16 protein-coding genes, 1 tRNA gene and 2 pseudogenes are annotated in these 22,365 nt (G+C 69.6%); 6 read left to right on the top strand and 13 right to left on the bottom strand.

Annotated features, from left to right (window positions below):
• Window positions 1-46: 46 nt before the first annotated feature.
• A complete protein-coding gene (locus ADL25_RS41735; protein WP_059133161.1) occupies window positions 47-1,843 on the bottom strand; it encodes a bifunctional metallophosphatase/5'-nucleotidase in 1,797 nt (598 codons plus the stop codon).
• Between the two features lie 124 nt (window positions 1,844-1,967).
• Here ADL25_RS41735 and ADL25_RS52510 point away from each other — a divergent pair.
• Both ADL25_RS52510 and pyk read left to right on the top strand, forming a co-directional pair.
• Window positions 1,968-2,162, top strand: a pseudogene (locus tag ADL25_RS52510) (SIMPL domain-containing protein); the annotation flags it as partial.
• Window positions 2,163-2,504: 342 nt separating this feature from the next.
• On the top strand, window positions 2,505-3,941 hold the full coding sequence (gene pyk, locus ADL25_RS41725; protein WP_059133159.1) for a pyruvate kinase: 1,437 nt from the start codon (window positions 2,505-2,507) through the stop codon (window positions 3,939-3,941).
• Between the two features lie 48 nt (window positions 3,942-3,989).
• Here pyk and ADL25_RS51300 read toward each other — a convergent pair.
• Window positions 3,990-4,750, bottom strand: a pseudogene (locus ADL25_RS51300) (transcriptional regulator).
• Between the two features lie 105 nt (window positions 4,751-4,855).
• Window positions 4,856-4,930: transfer RNA gene (locus tag ADL25_RS41715), tRNA-Leu, on the bottom strand.
• 102 nt (window positions 4,931-5,032) lie between these two features.
• Between ADL25_RS41715 and ADL25_RS41710 the strand changes: the two genes are divergently transcribed.
• Window positions 5,033-5,683, top strand: a complete 651-nt coding sequence (locus tag ADL25_RS41710; protein ID WP_059133158.1) for an ANTAR domain-containing response regulator — start codon at window positions 5,033-5,035, stop codon at window positions 5,681-5,683.
• 71 nt (window positions 5,684-5,754) lie between these two features.
• Here the strand turns inward: ADL25_RS41710 and ADL25_RS41705 are convergent, their stop codons facing one another.
• The 9 genes from ADL25_RS41705 to ADL25_RS41665 form a co-directional block, all read right to left on the bottom strand.
• On the bottom strand, window positions 5,755-6,471 hold the full coding sequence (locus ADL25_RS41705) for an ABC transporter ATP-binding protein (protein ID WP_059133157.1): 717 nt from the start codon (window positions 6,469-6,471) through the stop codon (window positions 5,755-5,757).
• Complete coding sequence (locus tag ADL25_RS41700) at window positions 6,468-7,379, bottom strand: ABC transporter ATP-binding protein (protein WP_059133156.1); 912 nt, start codon at window positions 7,377-7,379, stop codon at window positions 6,468-6,470. Before ADL25_RS41700 ends, ADL25_RS41705 begins: the two co-directional genes overlap by 4 nt.
• A 5-nt stretch (window positions 7,380-7,384) precedes the next feature.
• Entirely contained in the window at window positions 7,385-9,211 is a 1,827-nt protein-coding gene (locus ADL25_RS41695; protein ID WP_059133289.1) for a branched-chain amino acid ABC transporter permease, read from the bottom strand.
• A gap of 5 nt (window positions 9,212-9,216) precedes the next feature.
• A complete protein-coding gene (locus tag ADL25_RS41690) occupies window positions 9,217-10,149 on the bottom strand; it encodes a branched-chain amino acid ABC transporter permease (RefSeq protein WP_059133155.1) in 933 nt (310 codons plus the stop codon).
• 111 nt (window positions 10,150-10,260) lie between these two features.
• The gene (locus ADL25_RS41685; RefSeq protein WP_059133154.1) at window positions 10,261-11,493 is read right to left on the bottom strand and encodes a branched-chain amino acid ABC transporter substrate-binding protein; all 1,233 of its coding nucleotides are present in this window, start codon (window positions 11,491-11,493) and stop codon (window positions 10,261-10,263) included.
• A gap of 287 nt (window positions 11,494-11,780) precedes the next feature.
• A complete protein-coding gene (locus ADL25_RS41680) occupies window positions 11,781-12,398 on the bottom strand; it encodes a hypothetical protein (protein ID WP_059133153.1) in 618 nt (205 codons plus the stop codon).
• Window positions 12,395-12,814 (bottom strand): hypothetical protein, encoded by a 420-nt coding sequence (locus ADL25_RS41675; RefSeq protein ID WP_234381270.1) that lies wholly within the window; start codon window positions 12,812-12,814, stop codon window positions 12,395-12,397. Before ADL25_RS41675 ends, ADL25_RS41680 begins: the two co-directional genes overlap by 4 nt.
• A 62-nt stretch (window positions 12,815-12,876) precedes the next feature.
• On the bottom strand, window positions 12,877-13,365 hold the full coding sequence (locus ADL25_RS41670) for a hotdog fold thioesterase (protein WP_059133152.1): 489 nt from the start codon (window positions 13,363-13,365) through the stop codon (window positions 12,877-12,879).
• Window positions 13,366-13,418: 53 nt separating this feature from the next.
• Window positions 13,419-15,698, bottom strand: coding sequence for an FdhF/YdeP family oxidoreductase (locus ADL25_RS41665; RefSeq protein ID WP_059133151.1), 2,280 nt, complete (start codon window positions 15,696-15,698; stop codon window positions 13,419-13,421).
• Between the two features lie 403 nt (window positions 15,699-16,101).
• On the opposite strand from ADL25_RS41665, the gene polA reads away from it, so the two are divergent.
• Window positions 16,102-18,828 (top strand): DNA polymerase I, encoded by a 2,727-nt coding sequence (gene polA, locus ADL25_RS41660; protein ID WP_059133150.1) that lies wholly within the window; start codon window positions 16,102-16,104, stop codon window positions 18,826-18,828.
• A gap of 313 nt (window positions 18,829-19,141) precedes the next feature.
• Window positions 19,142-19,609: a hypothetical protein gene (locus ADL25_RS41655; RefSeq protein WP_059133149.1), complete on the top strand. Its 468-nt coding sequence runs from the start codon at window positions 19,142-19,144 to the stop codon at window positions 19,607-19,609.
• On the opposite strand, the gene ADL25_RS41650 is transcribed toward ADL25_RS41655, so the two are convergent.
• Window positions 19,533-20,390: a DUF4184 family protein gene (locus ADL25_RS41650; protein WP_059133148.1), complete on the bottom strand. Its 858-nt coding sequence runs from the start codon at window positions 20,388-20,390 to the stop codon at window positions 19,533-19,535. The two genes, ADL25_RS41655 and ADL25_RS41650, sit on opposite strands and share 77 nt — an antisense overlap.
• A 272-nt stretch (window positions 20,391-20,662) precedes the next feature.
• Between ADL25_RS41650 and ADL25_RS41645 the strand changes: the two genes are divergently transcribed.
• Window positions 20,663-22,357: a lytic transglycosylase domain-containing protein gene (locus ADL25_RS41645; RefSeq protein ID WP_059133147.1), complete on the top strand. Its 1,695-nt coding sequence runs from the start codon at window positions 20,663-20,665 to the stop codon at window positions 22,355-22,357.
• Window positions 22,358-22,365: the final 8 nt, after the last annotated feature.

Here is a 22,365-nt window from a genome sequence, read left to right as displayed (position 1 = left end):
GGGCACAGACCGCCACCGGCGCCGTCGCGCTGCCACTGCCGAAGTGTCAGAAGAGCGGCACTCCGTCCCGGGTGAGCCGCCAGTCCGCCGAAGCGAAGTCCTTCGGGTCCAGAACACCCTTCGTGGTCGCCCACTCCGCGATCCGGGTCCGGATCTCCGTCGACTCCGACCACAGCTCCTTGGCCGAGGCCACGTGCGGGAAGGCACCCCCGCCGTTGGCACGGTAGTTGTTCACCGCGAAGACGAACTGCTGTGCGTCGTCCAGCGCGGCACCGCCGTAGGTCAGGTTCTTGATGCGCGAACCCGCGGCCTGGGCGATGTCGATCTCGTACTGCAGCCCCGACACATAGTCGTAGTTGTAGTCCGGACGGCCGTTCGCGTTGGTCAGCTTCTCCACGTCCACCGGCGCGCCGGCGGCCGTCTGCACGAAGTACTCCGCCGAGTACTCCAGGTACGCCCGGACCTGAGCACCCGTCATCAACTTGGCGACCAGCGTGTTGTCGTACACGTACAGGCCCGACAGGTCCCGGATCGTCACATTGCCGGCCGGGATCTGCGAGGTGCGCGAGAACGGCGACGCCTGCGAGATCACCGGCAGGGCGGCGTACTCCGTGCCCGCGAGCGCCGCCTTGACCACGTCCTCCTGGACCTTGTTGATCAGGTCGATGATCGGGGCGTCCTTGTAGCGGGCCTCCACCGTCGTCAACGTCTCGGTCGCCTTGCCGACGACCTGGTTGACGTACGCGACGACCTTCGCGTGCTCGTCGGCGAGCAGCCTGGTGATCTTCGGGTCGTCGGTGACCGTGCTGGAGTTCCGCAGCGACGCGGCAACCGACTCGACCTGCCACTTCCCCTTCTCGAAGACCAGCGCGATGTCGAACAGCGTCAGGCGCTCGGCGAAGCACAGCGGCTCCGACAGCACGACCGTCCTGCCCGTCCGCTCGTTGGTGACCTTCAGCTCCGGGATCTCCTGGTGCGCGTGCCCCACGAGGATCGCGTCGATACCCGGCACCTGCCGGGCCACATTGGCGGCCGCGTCCTCCACATAGGGCAGCTGGTCACCGTACGACGACGTGCCCGAGGTGCCGGAGTGCGCCGACACGACGACCACGTCCGCGCCCATCGACCTCAGCTTCGGCACCCACTTGGCCGCCTGCTCCTCCAGGCCCGGGAACGTCAGCTTGCCCTGCACATAGGCCTTGTCCCAGATCGCGATGCCGGGGTTGGTCAGACCGAGGACCGCGACCTTCACCGGCGGCGCGCCCGGCACATGGAACTTCTTCATGAAGTACGGAGGGAAGGCCGGCTTCTGCGTCCTGGCGTCCAGCGCGTTGGCGCCGAGCAGCGGGAAGCGGCACTGCGACTCGAACTTCCGCAGCGTCTCGATGCCGTAGTTGAACTCGTGGTTCCCGAGCGCCACCGCGTCGTACCCGATCGCGTTCATGGCCTGCGCCATCGGGTGCACCGGACCGTGCTTGGCCGTGATCGGGTCGACCTTCGCGTAGTAGTACGTCAGCGGGGTGCCCTGGATCGTGTCACCGGCGTCGAGCAGCAGCGTGTTGCAGCGGCCCTTCTCCTCGCGGACCTGGTCGACCAGGGTCGAGATCCGGGCCAGTCCCTGCGAGTTGCCCGCCTTGTCGGTGTACTCCGCGTCCTTGAAGTAGTCCCAGTTGAAGACATGCCCGTGCAGATCGGTGGTGCCCATCACCGTCAGCGAGTACCGCTTGGGGCCCTTCGCCGCAGGCGCGGCCTGAGCCGCCGGAGCCGCCGCGGCCCCGGACAGTGCCACGCCCGCCCCCGTCGCGGCGGATCTCTTCAGGAACTTCCGGCGGTTCAACGGCATGTCTCGCTCTCCTTCGGAATTGGTCAACGACGCGCGTAGATTCTGACTTGCGCATGACGTGTCGCAACAGCCCCCGCAGGTTGCGATCTGATGACCGGTACATGCCCCCCTCGGAAACCGTGCGATGACAGAGTGGAACCCAACCTCAGCCGCTCGCCGCCCCCTAGGGCACCCCCGACGCCGCGCGCATCGCAGTCCGCGGAGAAGCCACATCGAAATCGACCCGGAGGTCGCCCGCGTCGACATCACCGTCACGGCCCGCGGCACCGACCGGCGCACCGCCCTCGACGGCCTCACCCGCCGCAACACCGCAGCACTCGCCACCCGGTCCATGAGCCAGGCGGCTCCTGACGCCACGGAAGCCGCGGGCGGCCCCGACCCCCTCGCGCTCGAATCCGGGCGCCGGCACATCCACGCCCGTATCGACGCCCGGTTCACGATGGCGCCACCGCGACGGTGGACAATCCTCGTCACCCGCAGTGACGAGAAGTGACGAGAATTCGCGGTCTGCCCGAATTCGGCCTCTGCATTTCTCTCCGGGATGCTCATCGGAGCGCAGCACCGCACAATTCAACACTTGTCAATAGCGCTTCACTTAAAGGTTGTTGAGTAGTCACGCCGGACCAATTCTCTACCGACGGGTAAGGCCTAGGCTCGAACCATGCGCCGAGCAAAGATCGTCTGTACATTGGGCCCCGCCACCGACTCGTACGACCAGATCAAGGCCCTGGTCGACGCCGGAATGGACGTCGCCCGCTTCAACCTCAGCCACGGCAGCTACGCCGAACACGAGGAGCGCTACCAGCGCGTGCGAAAGGCCGCCGACGAGACCGGCCGCAGCGTCGGAATCCTCGCCGACCTTCAGGGCCCGAAGATCAGACTCGGACGATTCGTCGAAGGCCCCGTACTCCTTGAACGCGGCGACGTCTTCACGATCACCGTCGAGGACGGCGTCGAGGGTGACCGCCAGACCTGCGGAACCACCTACGCCGGACTGGCCGGCGACGTCACCACCGGTGAGCGCATCCTGGTCGACGACGGCAAGGTGTGCCTGGAGGTCACGGCCGTCGACGGCCCCCGGGTCCACACCGTCGTCATCGAAGGCGGCATGATCTCCGACCACAAGGGCCTCAACCTCCCCGGCGTCGCCGTCTCCGTCCCCGCACTCTCCAAGAAGGACGAGGACGACCTGCGCTGGGCGCTGCGCACCGGCTGCGACGTCATCGCACTCTCCTTCGTCCGCAGCGGCAGGGACATCAGGGACGTCCACCGCATCATGGACGAGGAAGGCCGCCGCCTTCCCGTGATCGCCAAGGTCGAGAAGCCGCAGGCCGTCGAGAACATCGACGAGATCGTCGCCGCCTTCGACGGCATCATGGTCGCCCGTGGCGACCTCGGCGTGGAAATGCCCCTCGAACAGGTCCCGATCGTCCAGAAGCGCGCGATCAAGCTCGCCAAGCGCAACGCCAAGCCGGTCATCGTCGCCACCCAGATGCTCGACTCGATGATCGAGAACTCCCGCCCCACCAGGGCGGAGGCCTCCGACGTCGCGAACGCGGTGATCGACGGCACCGACGCCGTCATGCTCTCCGGCGAGACCAGCGTCGGCAACTACCCCGTCGAGACGGTCAGGACGATGGCCCGCATCGTGGAGGCCGCCGAAGAGGACATCCTCGCCAAGGGCCTCCCGCCGCTCACCGAGAGCAACAAGCCCCGGACCCAGGGCGGAGCCGTCGCCCGTGCGGCGGCGGAGATCGGCGACTTCCTCGGCGCCAAGTTCCTGGTCGCCTTCACCCAGTCCGGCGACACCGTCCGCCGGCTCTCCCGCTACCGCTCCCCGATCCCCCTGCTCGCCTTCACCCCCGAGCCGGCCACGCGCTCCCAGCTCAACCTGACCTGGGGCGTGGAGACCTTCCTCGGGCCGCACGTCGACTCCACCGACGCGATGGTCGACCAGGTCGACGAGCTGCTGCTGAAGTACGGCCGCTGCCGGCGGGGCGACATCGTGGTCATCACGGCGGGCTCCCCGCCCGGGGTCTCGGGCTCGACGAACATGGTGCGGGTGCACCACATCGGCGAGGACGACAGCCCCAAGTAGCCGACCCGCACACCGGGGCCCCTCCCGCCGAGGGGCCCTTTCACGCGGTCAGTGCTTGGGGCCGACGTGAACATCGAGAAGCGCGACGGAGGCCTTGCGCGCGACGGAGATGTTGCGCGGGTTCGCCTGCCGCCACTCGACGCCCACTCGGTCCAGGGTGTCCGTGAAGAGCCGGACGATGTCACGGGACAGATTGGTGAAGAAGTACCTCGGATCTCGTAAGCCCTGCGTTCACCGTCGACGAGACGGGCCGTCCGGTTGATGGTGCGGCAGCCGTCGGAGTGGATCAGGCCCCGGACCAGATCCCAGGGGTGGGCGTCGACGATGTCCTGCTGCCAGGGTTCGAGGACGATCCGGCGCTCGTGCTTCTTGCCCGGACCGTGCTGGGGGAAGAGGCAGGGCCAGTGTTTGCTGGAAGTGCTCACCGCCACGCACCCCTGTTTCCGGACGCGGACGACGCTGTTCGACGGCCGCACCGCGCGCATCGCCTCCTCACACGCGTCGATGATGCCCGGCCAGGCGCTGTCCAGGACGACGCGCAGGAAGTAGACGCCTCTGCGGTGGGAGCTGATGCATCCGTCGCCGAGATAGAGGCCGAGCAGGTAGGCGTACGCCGCAGGGTTTTCCGGGGCACCGGGACCGTCCTGGCAGCTCGGGCAGGGGCTGCTCGCGCGTGGGCCGGGTTCGATGCGTGTCTGCCAGGAGCGGATCGCATACCGGGAAATCCCGGTTTCCTTGCTGACGGAGTTCAGGCTGTGCCCCTGGGCGACCAGAGCCAGGGCTCCCTTACGTGTGCCCATGTCGTACATGAGGCCACCCTGAGCGACTTCTCATGGCCACACAGAGGAATAGCGGATATTCACGAGAACGTGGACATCCGCTCGTGGATTCCGACCTTGGAACCGAAGGAAAGGTGCCCCGGGTCGGACTCGAACCGACACTGTATGGGTTTTGAATCCATTGCCTGCTGCCAATTGGGCTACCGGGGCCCGGCGAATCGAAGGTCACTCTCGACCCGCTGCCTGACCACCCTACCGCAGCTAGGTAGGCTCTTGGGAGCAGTACCTGCCTGCCCTGGACAAGGAGCCCGAGTGACCTCCCCCGAGTCGCCCCAGCCCGTTGCCGACGACGACAAGTCGCACGTGCCTCCGCTGACGACCCGTGTCGTCATCGCCGAGGACGAGGCGCTCATCCGGCTCGACCTCAAAGAGATGCTCGAGGAGGAGGGCTACCACGTCGTCGGTGAGGCCGGTGACGGTGAGCAGGCCGTCGAGCTGGCCCGTGAGCACAAGCCCGATCTGGTGATCCTCGATGTGAAGATGCCGAAGCTCGACGGCATCTCGGCGGCCGAGAAGATCGCCGAGGAGCGCATCGCCCCGGTCCTCATGCTGACCGCGTTCTCGCAGCGCGACCTCGTCGAGCGCGCCCGGGACGCGGGTGCGATGGCGTATCTGGTGAAGCCGTTCAGCAAGAGTGACGTGGTCCCGGCGATCGAGATGGCGGTCTCCCGGTTCAACGAGCTCAAGACGCTGGAGAAGGAGGTCGCGGACCTCACGCTGCGGCTGGAGACCCGGAAGCTGGTCGACCGGGCGAAGTCGATCCTGCAGACGGAGTACGGGCTGACCGAGCCCGCCGCCTTCCGCTGGATCCAGAAGACGTCCATGGATCGCCGTATGTCGATGCAGCAGGTCGCGGAGGCCGTCATCCAGGACGCCGATGAGAAGAAGGCCGCGAAGGGCTGAGTCCCGGTATTCGTGTGTGAGGCCCGCGCCCCGAGGAGGGGCGCGGGCCTCAGACACGTGCCGGGAAGGGCTCAGTCCTCGCCGAGGTAGGCCTTGCGCACGGATTCGTCGTGCAGCAGGTCCTGGCCGGTGCCGGAGAGGACGATGTTGCCGACCTCCATCACATGGCCGTGGTCGGCGAGCGACAACGCCGCCTGGGCGTTCTGCTCGACGAGGAGGATCGTCGTGCCCTGGGCCTTCAGTTCGGCGATGGTCGCCATGATCTTCTGCATCATGATCGGGGAGAGACCCATGGAGGGTTCGTCGAGCATGAGCAGTTTCGGCTGGGACATCAGGGCCCGGCCCATCGCGAGCATCTGCTGTTCACCGCCGGACAGGGTGCCGGCCGCCTGCTTCCTGCGTTCCCCGAGGATGGGGAAGAGGTCGTAGGCCCGCTGCATGTCCTTGTCGATGGCCTGCTTGTCGGAGCGCAGGAACGCGCCGAGGCGCAGGTTGTCCTCGATGGTCATGCGGGGGAAGATGTGCCGCCCCTCGGGGGAGTGGGCGAGTCCCAGGGAGACGACCTGGTGGGCCGGGGTCTTCTTGAGCGATCTGCCCTGGAACTTGATCTGGCCGCCCACCGGCCTGAGAAGGCCGGAGAGGGTGCGCAGGGTGGTGGTCTTGCCGGCGCCGTTGGTGCCGATGAGGGTGACGACCTCGCCGGCCTCGACCTTGAAGGAGATGCCCTTGACGGCTTCGATCTTGCCGTAGGCGACCCGGAGGTCCTCGACTTCGAGCAGTGCGGTCATCGGTCGTTCTCCTTGCCCGGCGCGGCGTCCGTCTGGGCTTCGGCCTGCGCCTCGGCGGCCTCCACCTCGGCGACCTCCGCGTCGCCGGGGGCGTCCTCGAAGGGTTCGCCGAGGTAGGCGGCGATGACGCGTTCGTCGCCCTGGACGGTCGCGCTGTCGCCCTCGACGAGCTTCTCGCCCTGGACGAGGACGGCGACGCGGTCGCAGAGGTTGAAGATGAAGCGCATGTCGTGCTCGATGACGAGGACGGCGATGCCCTTGTCGCGGATCGCGAAGACCAGTTCCTCGGTGGTCCGGGTCTCCTGCGGGTTCATGCCGGCGGTGGGCTCGTCGAGGAGCAGGAGTCCGGGTTCGCTGGCGAGGGCGCGGGCGATCTCGAGCTTGCGCTGTTCGCCGTAGGGCAGGTTGCGGGCGAGGTGTTCGGCCTTGGCGGCGAGTCCGACGAACTCGAGGAGTTCCATGGCCCGTTCGCGGGAGGCCGCTTCGGCGCGGTGGAAGCCGGGGCCGCGCAGGACGGCGGACCAGAAGCCTTCCTTGGTGCGGGTGTGGCGTCCGACCAGCACGTTCTCCAGGACCGTCATGTTGGAGAAGAGACGGATGTTCTGGAAGGTGCGGGCGATGCCGGCGGCGGTGACCTTGAAGGACTTGGGCGGCAGGACGTTGCCCTTGTAGCGGACTTCGCCCTCGGTGGGGACGTAGAGGCCGGTGAGGCAGTTGAAGAAGGTCGTCTTGCCGGCGCCGTTGGGGCCGATGAGTCCGACGATCTCGCCGCTGTTGACGGTGAGGTCGACGTTGCGTACGGCGGTGAGGCCGCCGAAGCGCATGGTGACGCCGCGTGCGTCCAGTACGACCTGGCCGGGTGCGGTGGCGTCCGGCGTGGCGTCCTTGGTGGTGGTGTCGGTGGTCATGGTGGTCAGGCCCCTGTCTTGCCGAGGACTGTGGGCGCTTCCGCCTCTTCGTGGAATTCCAGTTGGCGGCGCCGGTTCGGGATGAGGCCCTCCGGCCTGAAGCGCATCAGCAGGATGAGGGCGACACCGAAGGCGAAGAGCTGGTAGTCGCCGAGGAACTGGAGCTTGTTCGGGATGAGGAAGAGCAGTGCGGCGCCGATGAGCGGGCCGCTGATGGTGCCCATGCCGCCGAGGACGACCGCGGCGAGCAGGAAGGCCGAGTTGGGCGGGATGGCGCCGGCGAAGAGGTACTGCTCGGGCGTCACGGTGTAGGTCACATGGGCCTGGACGGTGCCGGCGAGGCCGGCGAGCGAGGCGCCGACGGCGAAGGCGATGAGCTTGACCCGGAAGCCGTTGATGCCCATGGCGAGGGCGGCGGTCTCGTCCTCGCGGATGGCCACCCAGGCGCGTCCGATGCGCGAGTTGCCGCTGCGCCGGAAGACGAGCACGACGACGGCGGTGATGATCAGCATCAGGAAGAAGTAGTTGGCGAAGCGTCCGATGGTGAAGCCGCCGACGTCGTGCTGGGCGCCGAAGTCCAGGCCGAGGATGTCGAGGTTCGGGATCGACGCGATGCCGTTGGAGCCGTTGGTGAGATCGGGTCCTGAGGTGCCGTCGAGGTTGTTCGCCGTGATGCGGAAGATCTCACCGAAGCCGAGCGTGACGATGGCGAGGTAGTCACCGCGCAGACGGAGGGTGGGGGCGCCGATGAGGACGCCGAAGACGAGCGAGGCGGCGGCGCCGATGAGGACGGCGGCCCAGAAGGGGAAGTGCACGCCGAAGGGCGAGTTGGGGGATCCGGAGACCAGGGCCGCGGCGTAGGCGCCGACGCCGAGGAAGGCGACGTAACCGAGGTCGAGGAGGCCGGCGAGGCCGACGACGATGTTCAGGCCGAGGGCGACGGTGGCGAAGATGAGGATGTAGACGCCGAGGGTCGCGTACTGGTCGCTGGTCTGGGTGAAGGGGAACAGCGCCGCCGCGACGAACGCGCCGCAGATGGTGATGTTCTGGTGCCGGGAGGTGAGTTCGGAGGCCTGGCTGATCAGGCCCGCCTTGGCGAGGGCGGCGAAGCCGAAGCCCGCGGTGATGAGGAAGCCGACGAAGAGTTCGTCGTACTCGGTGCCGATGCCGTAGGTGAAGACGGCCAGGCCCAGGGCCAGGATCGCGACGATGATCAGTATCTCGACGTAGGCGGGCAGTTTGGCCACGGGGCGGGGGGAGCCGGAGGCGAAGGCGGCTCTGACCGTCGTCCACCGGTGGGACGCCTGGTGCTTGAAGTGCTCCCAGGAGGTGTCGTCGGGGTCGATGGGGTCGGGTTCGGGCCGCTCGAAGGGCAGCGCGAGGGCGCCGAGGAACGCCGCGAGGCTGGTGACCGCCACGATGTAGCCGCCGGGCTCGAGGTTGACGAGTCCGCCGAGTTCGATGCTGATGGACAGGACCGTGTACCAGGCGGTGGCGAAGGTGGTGAGGGCGGCGAACTTGAGGGCCCCGTCGGCGCCGGCGGGGGCGAGCCAGCGCAACCCCCTGACGCCGTAGGAGGCGAGGCCGAACAGGGTGGTGAGGACGCCGCCGATGAGTACGAGGACCTGCAGGCCGCCGGGGTAGCCGTAGACGGTGAGGTCGCCGGGGAAGTCGGTGGTCCACGTCCAGGCGAGGAACGTCGAGACGATGGTGAGCGCGCCGCCCGCGGTGGCGAGGGCGCGGCCGATGTGGGGCGGGATGGCGACGAGGCCGGACGGGGCGCCGGGGGCAGGGGCGCTCGGGGTGTCGGGAGCGGTGGTCTGTGTGGTCATCGGTGTCACGCCCTGTCCGCGACGCGCTCACCGAGCAGACCTTGTGGCCTGAGCAGGAGCACGAGAATGAGGAGTACGAACGCCCAGACGTCTGCCCAGGACTGGCTGCCGAACTTCTCCATGCCCGGGAGGTCGGCGATGTACGCGGTCGCCAGGGTTTCGGCGATGCCGAGGACGACGCCGCCGATCATGGCCCCGTAGATGTTGCCGATGCCGCCGAGGACGGCCGCGGTGAACGCCTTGAGGCCGAGGATGAAGCCCATGCGGAAGTCGACCTGGCCGTACTTGAGGCCGTAGGCGACGCCGCCGACGGCGGCGAAGACGGCGCCGAGGGCGAAGGCGATCACGATGATGCGGTCGGTGTTGACGCCCATGAGCTTGGCGGTGTCCGGGTCCTGGGCGGTGGCCTGCATGCCGCGTCCGGTGCGTGTCTTCATGACGAAGTAGGCGAGGACGGCCATGCTGATGGGGGCCGCGGCAAGGAGGAAGATGTCACCCGTCTGGATGGTGACGTTGCCGAGGTGGAAGGGGCCTCCGTCGATCTGCGGGAAGGTCCGGGCGGACTTGGCTTCGGGGTACCAGGCCCAGACCGCCTGCTGCAGGGCGAGGGAGAGACCGATGGCCGTGATGAGCGGGGCAAGTCGTGGCGCGTTGCGCAGGGGGCGGTAGGCGAATCGTTCCGCTCCCACCGCGACGACGACGGCGACCAGGACGGCCCCGATGAGCATCAGTGGCAGGGCGACCCACATGGAAGTGCCATCGGGCAGTACGTACGCGTAGACCGTGAGGGCGCCGAAGGCGCCGGTCATGAAGATCTCGCCATGCGCGAAGTTGATGAGCTGGACGATGCCATAGACCATTGTGTAGCCGATGGCGACCAGCCCGTACATGGCTCCTAGTAGCAGGCCGTTGACCAGCTGCTGCGGCAGTTCGTTCACCGCATGTCCTCCGAGACTTTCGGATGTTCGACGGATGTGGCCGGATGCGAGTCCGCGCGGGGCGCCTGTGGAACAGCGCCCCGCGCGGCTCGTGAGCGGTGCGGGTGTGGATCAGCCGGTGTAGGTACCCGACTTCACCGGCTTCCAGGCACCGTTCTCGACGGCGTACACGGTGAGCTGCTTGTTGGTCGCGTCACCGAACTCGTCGAAGGAGACCTTGCCGGTCACACCGTCGAAGGAGACGTTCTGCATGGCGGCGGTGACCTTCGCGCGGGCGTCGGAGGGGAGCTTGCCGCCGTTGTCCTCGACGACCTTCTTGACGGCCTCGATGATCGCCCAGGCGGAGTCGTAGGAGTAACCGCCGTACGCGGCGTACTCCTCCTTGTAGCCGGCCTCCTTGTAGTTCGCCACGAACTCCTTGGCGGAGGGGAGCTGTTCGACCGGGGCGCCGACCGAGGTGGCGAGGTCGCCGGTGCTGTTGGCGCCGGCCAGCTTGATGAACGTCGGGTCGAAGATGCCGTCGCCGCCCACGACCGGGACCTTGGCGCCGGTGGCCTTGATCTGCTTGCTGAGCGGGCCGGCCTGCGGGTACTCGCCGCCGTAGTAGACGACTTCGGCGCCCGAGTTCTTGACCTTGGTGGCGACCGCGGAGAAGTCCTTGGTGTCGGGGTTGATGTGCTCGGTGCCGACGACCGTGCCGCCGAGCTTCTTGAACTCCTCGGTGAAGGTGGCGGCGAGGCCCGCGCCGTAGGTCTTCTTGTCGTCGATGACGAAGACCTTCTTCTTCTTGGAGTCGTTGTAGACGTACTGCGCGGCGAACGGGCCCTGGATGGCGTCCGTGGTCGCGGTGCGGAAGTAGGACTTGTACGTCCGGGCCTTCGTCTTCTGCCAGTCCGGGCCCTGGGTGAGGGCCGGGTTGGTGTTGGCCGGGGAGACCTCGACCAGCTTGGCGTCGTCGAAGACCTTCTGCATGGACTCGGCGACGGAGGAGTTCAGCGGGCCGACGACACCGAGGACGCCGTTGTCGGCGACGAGCTTGCTGGCGTTCTGCTGGCCCGAGGAGGGCTGTGCCTGGTCGTCGAGGGCCTCGATCTTGAAGGTGACACCCTTGACGTAGTTCTGCTTGTTGGCGGTCTTGGCCGCCAGGTCCACGGAGTTCTTGATGCCCAGGCCCAGCGCGGACAGGTCGCCGGTCAGTGGCGCGTCGACGCCGATGGTGACGGTGGTGCCACCACCGCTGCCGGAGTCCGAGCTCTTGCCGTTGTCGCGCGAGCCGCAGGCGGTGAGGGTCAGTGCTCCCGCCGCCAGCGCGGCGGTGATGGCGATGAGCGAACGTTGACGCACGATCAGTCCTTTCCCTGGCACGGCCCTCCCCCCTGGAAGTGGCCGAGTCGAGCGCTGGGCCGAAGTGACATTCAGACCGCGCGGTGACTGGCCGTGACTCTAAGCGTGGGCGGGGAACGGCGAGGAGGGTCTGACCAAGGCTGTGACGCTCTTGTTATGACACGAGGTAATGCAGAGCGGTACTGGACGGGTGGAACAGCAGAATTCCGACTGATTCGCCCGGTCCGCATAGTGAGAACCCGCAGGACGTGCGCCGCTGAGTTCAGGAGTGTCGGCGGTTTTGGTGATTACCCGGAATCGTCGTCGCAGGCGACACGCACGGCACTCGAGAGCGCTTGCGCATAGCGCGGCCCCAGGATGAAACTCTGCACCTGCATTGCGCGCGTATTACGCAGAGTTACGTCCAGGAAAGGCAGCCCGGCCTCTTCGGGCACTTTTCCGCATTCGGTCACATGCATGGTGATGACAACTTTGCGAGCCGAACCCGCCTTTGTGCGGAAAGGGGGGCGCGGCAGCGAGGTGACGGAAAGACCGGCATAGGGCTGGGCTATCCGGCTCACGGTCACGGGCGGCCCGGACTCCACGCGCAGCACCACACCGAAGCTGAAGCTCCTGGGCGGGGCGCCCGGGGGTGTGGCCGCGGAGCTCAGATAGGCGACCTCGACCACCTGGGAGGGGTACGGCGGTGGTGGGGGCGGGGGTTGCCGCGGTCGTGTGGCGTAGAGGTAGCCGCCGCCCGCGAGGAGGGCGGCGATCGCGGCGGCCGTGAGGGCGACGCGGCGGTGCCGGTCGTACAGCCGCGCGAGCCGTCCGCGCGGCGGATCGTGCAGCAGCGAGCTGGCCGGCTCGGGGGCGTCCCAGGCGCTTGTGTCCTCACCCGGCTCGACCGGCCCGATGCCGCTCATTGCCACGGTCCGTTGCTCGGACCGCCGGTGCGGTACCAGTCGGCGCAGCCCTCGTGCGCCCGGCGGTCGATCAACTGATCGGCGGCCTCGGCGCCCTGACGCCGTTTCACGGCTCGCGCGGCGTCCACGACGGACCGCAGGATCTCGTACTGCCCGTTGGACAGCCCCATCGTCTGGTAGTCGCCGTACGTGTCGCTGTCCAGCACCTTGCGCGACCAGTACCCGACGACCCGTGCGCACAGCTCCTGGGCGGGCGTGGTCCGCGGCGACGGCGAGACGCCGGCCCGCCCCGGGCTTCTCCCGCCGCCGGAGCCCGAGTTGTCGCAGGCGGTCACCGATCCGCCCGCCAGGAGCGCGAGTCCGAGCGCCAGCCCCAGCGCGGTCACCCCCGGCCGGGGAACTCCTCCCGTTGCCATGTCATGACGCTAGGACGCGGCCGGCCCAGGATCAACGGCGCTGCGGACACCGGCTCGGCGGATCAGCCCGCCGAGCGGACCTGGGCCCCGTCGCCCGGGTTCACATCGCGCAGCAGACAGGTCAGCCGGGCGGTGCACACGCGCTTGCCCTCCTCGTCGCTGATCACGATCTCGTACGTAGCGGTCGAGCGCCCCCGGTGGACGGGGGAGGCGACACCGGTGACCAGGCCGGAGCGCACTCCGCGGTGGTGCGTGCAGTTCAGGTCGACGCCGACGGCGATCTTGGAGCTGCCGCCGTGCAGCATGGAGCCCACCGAACCGAGGGTCTCGGCGAGCACGGCGGAGGCGCCGCCGTGCAGCAGTCCGTACGGCTGGGTGTTGCCCTCCACCGGCATGGTGCCGACCACCCGCTCCGGCGAGGCCTCGATGATCTGGACGCCCATGCGGGTGCCGAGGTGGCCTGCGGAGAAGAGGGCGGGCAGGTCGACGCCGAGGGCGGCGTACTCGTCGATGATCTCTTGCGGGAACTTCACGGTGTGCTGCTCGCCCATGGGGTACTGCTCCGTTCGTCGGGTCGGTCGCTCGGCTGTGGCTGAGCAAACGCTCAGTCGGTCGCCGATTGTTCCAGGCGGACGACGACGGACTTGCTGGCGGGGGTGTTGCTCGTGTCCGCGGTGGCGTCCAGCGGGACCAGGACATTGGTCTCCGGGTAGTAGGCGGCCGCGCAGCCCCGGGCGGTGGGGTAGTGCACCACGCGGAAGCCGGGGGCGCGCCGCTCGACGCCGTCCTTCCACTCGCCGACCAGATCCACGTACGAGCCGTCCGCCACGCCCAGTGCGCGGGCGTCCTCGGGATGGACGAGGACCACACGGCGGCCGTTCCTGATACCGCGGTAGCGGTCGTCGAGGCCGTAGATGGTGGTGTTGTACTGGTCGTGCGAGCGCAGGGTCTGCAGCAGGAGCCGGCCCTCGGGCAGCTCGGGGAACTCCACCGGGGCGGCGGTGAAGTTGGCCTTGCCGGTGGCGGTGGGGAAGCGGCGCTCGTCGCGCGGTGCGTGCGGGAGAGCGAAACCGCCCGGGTGGGCCACGCGCGCGTTGAAGTCCTCGAAGCCGGGGATCACGCGTGCGATGCGGTCGCGGACGGTCGCGTAGTCCTTCTCGAACTCCTCCCAGGGGACCGTGCTGTCCTCACCCAGCACCCGGCGGGCCAGGCGGCACACGATGGCCGGCTCGGACAGCAGATGGCCGCTCGCGGGCTCCAGACGGCCCCGGGAGGCGTGCACCATGCCCATGGAGTCCTCGACGGTCACGAACTGCTCGCCGCTGCCCTGAAGATCGAGCTCGGTGCGGCCGAGGGTGGGCAGGATCAGGGCGCGCGCACCGGTGACGGTGTGCGAGCGGTTCAGCTTGGTCGACACATGCACGGTGAGCCGGGCACGGCGCATGGCCGCTTCGGTCACATCGGTGTCGGGGGAGGCGGACACGAAGTTGCCGCCCATCGCGAAGAACACCTTCGCCTCGCCGTCGCGCAGGGCACGGATGGCCCGGACGACGTCGTAGCCGTGCTCACGCGGCGGCGCGAAGCCGAACTCCTTCTCCAGCGCGTCCAGGAAGGCGGGCGCCGGGCGCTCGAAGATGCCCATGGTCCGGTCGCCTTGCACGTTCGAGTGACCGCGCACCGGGCACACGCCCGCGCCCGGGCGTCCGATGTTGCCGCGCAGCAGCAGGAAGTTGACGATCTCCCGGATGGTGGGGACCGAGTGCTTGTGCTGGGTGAGGCCCATGGCCCAGCAGACGATGGTGCGCTCGGAGGCGAGGACCATCCCGAGGGCCTTCTCGATCTCCTCACGGGTGAGACCGGTCGCCGTGAGCGTGTCGTCCCAGTCGGCTTCGCGGGCGGCCTCGGCGAACTTCTCGAAGCCATGGGTGTGTTCGCTGACGAACTCCTCGTCGACCGCTCCGTCGGTCTGGAGGATCAGCTTGTTGAGCAGGCGGAACAGCGCCTGGTCGCCACCGATGCGGATCTGCAGGAACAGGTCGGTCAGCGCCGCGCCCTTGAGCATGCCCTGAGGGGTCTGCGGGTTCTTGAAGCGCTCCAGGCCCGCCTCGGGCAGCGGGTTGACGCTGATGATCCTCGCGCCGCCCGCCTTCGCCTTCTCCAGCGCCGAGAGCATGCGCGGGTGGTTGGTGCCGGGATTCTGCCCGGCGACGATGATCAGATCCGCCTTGTAGAGGTCCTCGAGCAGCACGCTGCCCTTACCGATGCCGATCGTCTCGGAGAGCGCGGAACCGGAGGACTCGTGGCACATGTTCGAGCAGTCGGGCAGGTTGTTCGTGCCCAGCTCGCGGGCGAAGAGCTGGTAGAGGAACGCCGCCTCGTTGCTGGTGCGGCCCGAGGTGTAGAAGACGGCCTCGTCGGGCGACGAGAGCGACTTGATCTCCTCGGCGACGATGTCGAAGGCGCGCTCCCAGGAGACCGGTTCGTAGTGGTCCGCGCCTTCGGGCAGGTACATGGGATGCGTCAGGCGCCCCTGCTGGCCCAGCCAGTAGCCGCTGCGCGAGGCGAGGTCGGCGACCGGGTGCGCGGCGAAGAAGTCCGGGGTGACCCGGCGCAGGGTGGCCTCCTCGGCGACCGCCTTCGCGCCGTTCTCGCAGAACTCCGCGGTGTGCCGGTGGTCGGGCTCGGGCCAGGCGCAGCCGGGGCAGTCGAAGCCGTCCTTCTGGTTGACGCGCAGCAGGGTGAGTGCCGTGCGGCGCACACCCATCTGCTGCTGCGCCACACGCAGGGTGTGTCCGATCGCGGGCAGCCCCGCCGCGGCGTGCTGCGGTCCGGCGACCTGCGGCGCGTCCTGGACCGGGTCACCCTTGGGCGGCTTGCTGGCCATCTCGGCCCTCCCCTTCGCATGCACGTGTGAGGTACGCCTCCGATCCTCGCACGCTGCGGTGACGGGGAGCGCAGCCCGGTCGTGCGGAGGGCGGGCCCGCGCGCGGCGGGTCATGGGGTGCGATTTCGCGGTGTTCGTGACGTTGTGCGGCCGCGTGACCGCGTGCCGCTGCGTCGTCTCCGCAGGCACCGTCCGATCCGTCCCGGCGTGCGACCGGTGCGGCCGCCCGCTGCGACCGGCAGCGGCCCGGCGGGGGTGCCGTTCGGCCGCGCACGACCGCGCCGGGCCGGGACCGGTTCCCGCACCGCGACGGGGCGGCCTGCACCCGGGACGCGGCGCTCGCCGGACCGGAGGCGCCCGCGGGCGGGTCCGAGTGTCAGCGGGGCGTGGCAGGATCGGGTGCGTGGCAGAAACAGCATCGAAGAAGACCGAGAAGACCTCCGGCGGCGGCCGACCGCGGCTGATGCTCATGGACGGGCACTCACTGGCCTACCGCGCGTTCTTCGCGCTGCCCGCGGAGAACTTCACGACCGCGACCGGCCAGCCGACGAACGCGATCTACGGCTTCGCGTCGATGCTGGCGAACACGCTGCGCGACGAGGCGCCCACGCACTTCGCGGTGGCGTTCGACGTGTCGCGCAAGACCTGGCGCTCCGAGGAGTTCACGGAGTACAAGGCGAACCGCTCGAAGACCCCGGACGAGTTCAAGGGCCAGGTCGAGCTGATCGGCGAACTGCTGGACACGATGCACGCCCCGCGCTTCGCCGTCGAGGGGTACGAGGCGGACGACGTGATCGCCACGCTCGCCACCCAGGCCGAGGCCGAGGGCTTCGAGGTGCTGATCGTCACCGGCGACCGCGACTCCTTCCAGCTGGTCACCGAGGACATCACGGTGCTGTACCCGACGAAGGGCGTCTCGGAGCTGACCCGGTTCACTCCTGAGAAGGTCTTCGAGAAGTACGGGCTGACGCCCGCGCAGTACCCGGACTTCGCGGCGCTGCGCGGCGACCCGTCGGACAACCTCCCGGGCATCCCGGGCGTCGGCGAGAAGACGGCCGCGAAGTGGATCAACCAGTTCGGCTCGTTCGCGGAACTGGTGGAGCGCGTGGAGGAGGTCAAGGGCAAGGCCGGGCAGAACCTGCGCGACCACCTGGAGTCGGTGAAGCTCAACCGCCGCCTCACCGAGCTGGAGCGGGGCGTGGCGCTGGAGAAGGCGGTCACCGACCTGGAGCGCGCGCCGTACGACCGCAAGGCCGTCGCGATGGTCCTCGACACCCTGGAGATCAGGAACCCCTCGCTGCGCGAGCGGCTCTTCGCCGTCGACCCCGGCGCCGAGGAGGCCGAGGCGACCCCCGTCGCGGCCGGCGGTGTCGAACTGGACGGCTCGGTCCTGGGCGCGGGCGAGCTGAAGCCGTGGCTCGAGCGGCACGCCGGGCAGCCGCTCGGTGTGGCCACGGTCGACTCGTGGGCCCTCGGCACCGGTGCGGTCGCGGAGATCGCGCTGGCCGCGGCCGACGGGGCGGCGGCCTGGTTCGACCCGGCGCAACTGGACGAGGAGGACGAGAAGGCGTTCGCCGCCTGGCTCGCCGACCCGGCCGGCCCCAAGGTGCTGCACAGCGCCAAGGGCGCGATGCGGGTCTTCCCCGAGCACGGCTGGACCCTGCGGGGCGTGGCCATGGACACGGCGCTCGCCGCGTACCTCGTCAAGCCGGGCCGTCGCTCCTTCGCGCTGGACGCGCTGTCGCTGGAGTATCTGGGTCGCGAGCTGGAGCCGGCCGCGACGGCCGACGGGCAGCTCGCCTTCGGCACGGACGACGGCGCCGAGGCCGAGGCGCTGATGATCCAGGCCCGCGCGGTCCTCGACCTCGGCCGGGCCTTCGAGGAGAAGCTGAGCGAGGTCGGTGCCGCGGACCTGCTGCGCGACATGGAGCTGCCCGTCTCGGCGCTGCTGGCGCGCATGGAGCGGCACGGCATCGCCGCGGACCGCACGCATCTGGAGGCCATGGAGCAGATGTTCGGGGGCGCCGTCCAGCAGGCGGTGAAGGAGGCGCACGCGGCGGCCGGGCACGAGTTCAACCTGGGCTCGCCCAAGCAGCTCCAGGAGGTCCTCTTCGGTGAACTGGCCCTGCCCAGGACCAAGAAGACCAAGACGGGCTACACGACGGACGCGGACGCCCTGGCCTGGCTCGCCGCCCAGACGGACAACGAACTGCCGGTGATCATGCTGCGTCACCGTGAGCAGGCCAAGCTGCGCGTCACGGTCGAGGGCCTGATCAAGACGATCGCGGCGGACGGCCGGATCCACACCACGTTCAACCAGACGGTCGCGGCGACCGGCCGGCTGTCGTCGACGGACCCGAACCTGCAGAACATCCCCGTGCGCACGGACGAGGGCCGGGCGATCCGCCGCGGCTTCGTCGTCGGCGAGGGCTTCGAGTCGCTGATGACGGCGGACTACAGCCAGATCGAGCTGCGGGTGATGGCGCACCTGTCCGAGGACGAGGGCCTGATCCAGGCGTTCACCTCCGGCGAGGACCTGCACACCACGGTCGCCTCCCAGGTGTTCGGCGTGGGCCGCGACGGGGTGGACGCGGAGATGCGGCGCAAGATCAAGGCGATGTCCTACGGCCTGGCGTACGGCCTGTCGGCGTTCGGCCTGTCCCAGCAGCTGAACATCGAGGCGGCGGAGGCCCGTGGCCTGATGGACACGTACTTCGAGCGGTTCGGCGGGGTACGGGACTATCTGCGCCGTGTCGTCGACGAGGCGAGGGCCACCGGGTACACGGAGACCCTCTTCGGGCGCCGCCGCTACCTGCCCGACCTGAACAGCGACAACCGCCAGCGCCGGGAGACGGCGGAGCGGATGGCTCTGAACGCCCCGATCCAGGGCACGGCCGCGGACATCGTCAAGATCGCCATGCTGAAGGTGGACAGCGCGCTGCAGGACGCCGGCCTCAAGTCCCGCATGCTCCTCCAGGTGCACGACGAAATCGTGCTGGAGATCGCTCCGGGCGAGCGCGCCCGGGTGGAGGAGGTCGTCCGCCGTGAGATGGCGGACGCGGTCCATCTCAGGGCGCCCCTCGATGTGTCCGTGGGATCCGGTGAGGACTGGGAGTCGGCGGCGCACTAGCCACCGACCGGGCCCCGCGAGCGGCCAGCACTGGGACCCGGCCGGGGCCCGGCGGCCCCTGACGGCACGGAACAGCCGGCCGGGGCCGTGTTTCGGCCGGCCGCCGGGGCCCGCCGGCCGCCGCGGCGGTGGACGACCCCGGAGGTGATCCGGCGGTGCGCCGGTCAGGGTCGGCGTACGTGCCGGTCCAGGGGCGGGGCGATGGGTGTGCCGCATCTGGGCCGGTGGACGCGCCGGGGAGCCCCGTCCGGCCCCTCACTCCCGTGGCCCCCGCCAAGCGGCGCCCGCGCCCGCGCGGGCGTAAGGATGCCCCATGGGTATACGTCCGCTTCCCCGCCGGGCGGCGATCCGAGGGGCATTCGTATGCGCCGCTCTCCTGCACCCGACCGCCGCCCGTGCGCCCGGCGCGAGTACCGCACGTCTGCCCCGACCTGGCCTCGCCGAGCGCGCCGCCGCGTTCACCACCAGGGTGTCGGAGGGCATCCGGACCGTCCGCACGGCGATCGCCTCCTGTCCCGGTGCCCTCGTGGGACCGCCGGGTGATACCGGCCCGGCCTGCGACCACGCGGCCGGCCGCCCCGGGCCGCCCGAGCAGTACGCGGCCGGCTCGCGCCTGCGTGCCGTCCTCGCCGTGGTCCGGGACCTGCTGCGGGCACTCGCCGCCGCCCGCCGCTCCCGTGTCGCCCCCGGACCCGGCGAGCCGGTCAGCGGGACACCGGGCGGGCCTGCTCCCTACGAGCCGCTGCCCGGTCGGCAGGGCCCGGACGACGACGCGCCCTGACCATCACCGTGTAGAGCGCCAGCCCGACGACGAGACCCGCGCCCGCGCCGAAGCAGACCGCCGGGATCAACTCCCACGGCTTCGCCGTCGCACCCCAGTAGGCCCACCACCGTGAGGCCCGCTGTGCGGCCCCGGCCGCCGCACACCCACCGATGACCGCTCCCGCGAGCCACCGGTCGGCCCAGGACAGCGCCGGCACCCGCGACAGCGCGGAGGGGTCGGCCGTCACCCGACGCAGCGCGACCGCCACGAAGACCGCGATCACCACCGCCGCGACCGCCGAACTCCCGTACTGCAGGTACCAGTACAACGGGGCATCCGCGATCTGCCGCCCCAGCACGGGGAACAACTGCACCCCCCAGCGGTCGTGATGGGTGAACGCGTCCCACACGACATGCGTCAGCGCGCCCAGCACGGCGGAGACGTACCACCACAGGGCCACGGGAAACGAGAGCCCTCGCCGCGGTGTGCCGCAGCGCACCAGCGCCGCGATTCGCCCCTGCCGAGCCGGCGGCAGCAGCGCCACCAGCGGTTCCCGCAGGGCCAGCCACGCCCCCACCAGAACCCACGCGATGAGTACATCGACCGTGAACACCCCGGCGAACGAGTGGGTGACGTCACCGAACTCCATCCCCCCGGACACCGCGCTCGCCGCGTAATAGGTCAAGTCGGGCGCGAACGAGCCCGCGAAGAGGGCCGCGGGCACCAGCCGTCCGCGGCCCGACCCGTCGGCCCGCACGGCGGGCAGCACCGCCGCCGCATGACTGAGAGTGAACGGCACGTGAGGCCCCCCGCGGCAGTCGTCGCCCGGGTACAACCACCCGGTGATCACGGACGTCCAGTATGAGGTACGCATGAAACGGGTGGGGCGCTCCGTCCTGCTCGTACGCCCCGCCGAACCGGACGTGACCAACTGGTGAAAACCGGGCGCCAACGGGTGTCCGGGCGACTCAAGTTGTCGTAGGGTCACATGGTCACCGCGCCGGGCGCGTGGTCGAATGCACACAACGCGATCGAACGTCCGTGGGGTCGTCGACGGGAGGGGTTCACTCAATGGCGGCGCATTTCGGCCGACGGCTGCGCAAGGGGGCGGCAACCACCGCTGTGGCCGCGGCCGCGGTCGCGGCTCTGGCGGCGTCCCAGGCTCCCGGTGTGGCCACCGAGGACCAGGGCAAGAAGCCCAACGGGGCCCAGGCCACGTCCGAGGCCGTCGACGGCGGAAGCAGCGACGGCTCGGCGACGGGCAACAGCGGCTACTTCACCGACCTCCCGCCGCTCAACAGCCCCACCGCGTCGCCCAGCCCGAGCGCCGGAGCGGCCACCGGCGTCACCGGGGTCTCGGAGACGGGCATACCCGCCACCGTCCTCGACGCCTACAAGCAGGCGGCCGCCGAAGTCCGCGAGTCGAAGCCGGGTTGCAATCTGCCCTGGCAACTCCTCGCCGCCATCGGCAAGGTGGAATCCGGCCAGGCCCGTGGCGGCCGGGTCGACGCCGACGGGACGACGTACTCGAAGATCCTCGGCCCCGTCCTCGACGGCAACGGCTTCGCGCACATCACGGACACCGACAACGGTGTCTACGACGGTGACAGCCGCTACGACCGCGCGGTCGGACCCATGCAGTTCATCCCCTCGACATGGGCGTGGGCGGGCCGCGACGGCAACGGCGACGGAGTCGAGGACCCGAACAACGTCTACGACGCCGCCCTCGCCGCCGCGCACTACCTCTGCCGCTTCGACCGCGACCTCGGGGTCCAGTCCGACATGAACGCGGCGATACTCGGCTACAACAACTCGCAGGACTACCTCGACACCGTTCTGTCCTGGTACGAGTACTACCTCAAGGGCACCCACTCGATCCCGGACGGCACCGGCACACTGCCCTCGCACCGCAGCGACGGCAAGCCCGGTACTCACCCGAAGCCGAGGAAGACCGACGACGCCCCCGGCAAGCCGGGCAAGGGGAGCTCCACCGGCCCTAGTCCGTCCCTTCCGGGCAAGCCGAAGCCCCCGTCGACGTCGCCGACCCCGACCGACACCGTCGACCACCTGGCGGACGGCGGGACCGGGACGCTCTCCGCCATGGCGGGCGACACGTTCGGGCAGAGGATCGTGGTGAAGGCCGTGACCAAGGCGGGCAAGGCCGTGCCGAAGGTCCGGGTGCGCTTCACGATCAGCGGTGACACGGACTCCACCTTCGCGGGCGGCGAGCGCGTGGCGGCCGTCGTCACCGACAGCGCGGGCAAGGCAACCGCGCCCGCCCTCGTGGCGGGCGCGAGGACGGGCGACTTCAAGGTCGGCGCCGTCGTCGCGGGCCGCACGGCCACCGGTGTCGACTTCCCGGTGACCGTCACCGAACGCCAGGCGGACGCCGTTGCCCGCACCGGTGACACCCCCCTCACCTGTACCCCCGGTGGCGAGTTCGCGGACCAGGTCGAGGTGAAGGCCACGTACAAGGGGGCCGTCGCGGACGGTGTCGCGGCCACCGCGACGCTCGTCAAGTCGGCCGACGACCCGACCGAGAACGACAAGGGCCCCTACTTCAAGGACGCGGACGGCAAGACCGTGCGCACCCTCACGGGCCTGACGACCGACGCGGACGGTCTGCTGAAGCTCCCGAAGCTCTACGCCGACGACACGGCCGGCACCTTCCTGCTTCGCATCACCACCGCGGGCGGGGCCACCGTGACGGTCGAACTGGACGTAGCGGCGGCAACCTCCACCCCGTCGGCCAGTCCCAGCGCATAGGCTCAGGT

Source organism: Streptomyces sp. NRRL F-5122 (assembly GCF_001507435.1).
GTDB lineage: Bacteria > Actinomycetota > Actinomycetes > Streptomycetales > Streptomycetaceae > Streptomyces > Streptomyces lannensis.
The sequence above is the reverse complement of the archived record's forward strand: the minus strand, read 5'-3'. Positions and strand labels throughout refer to the sequence as shown.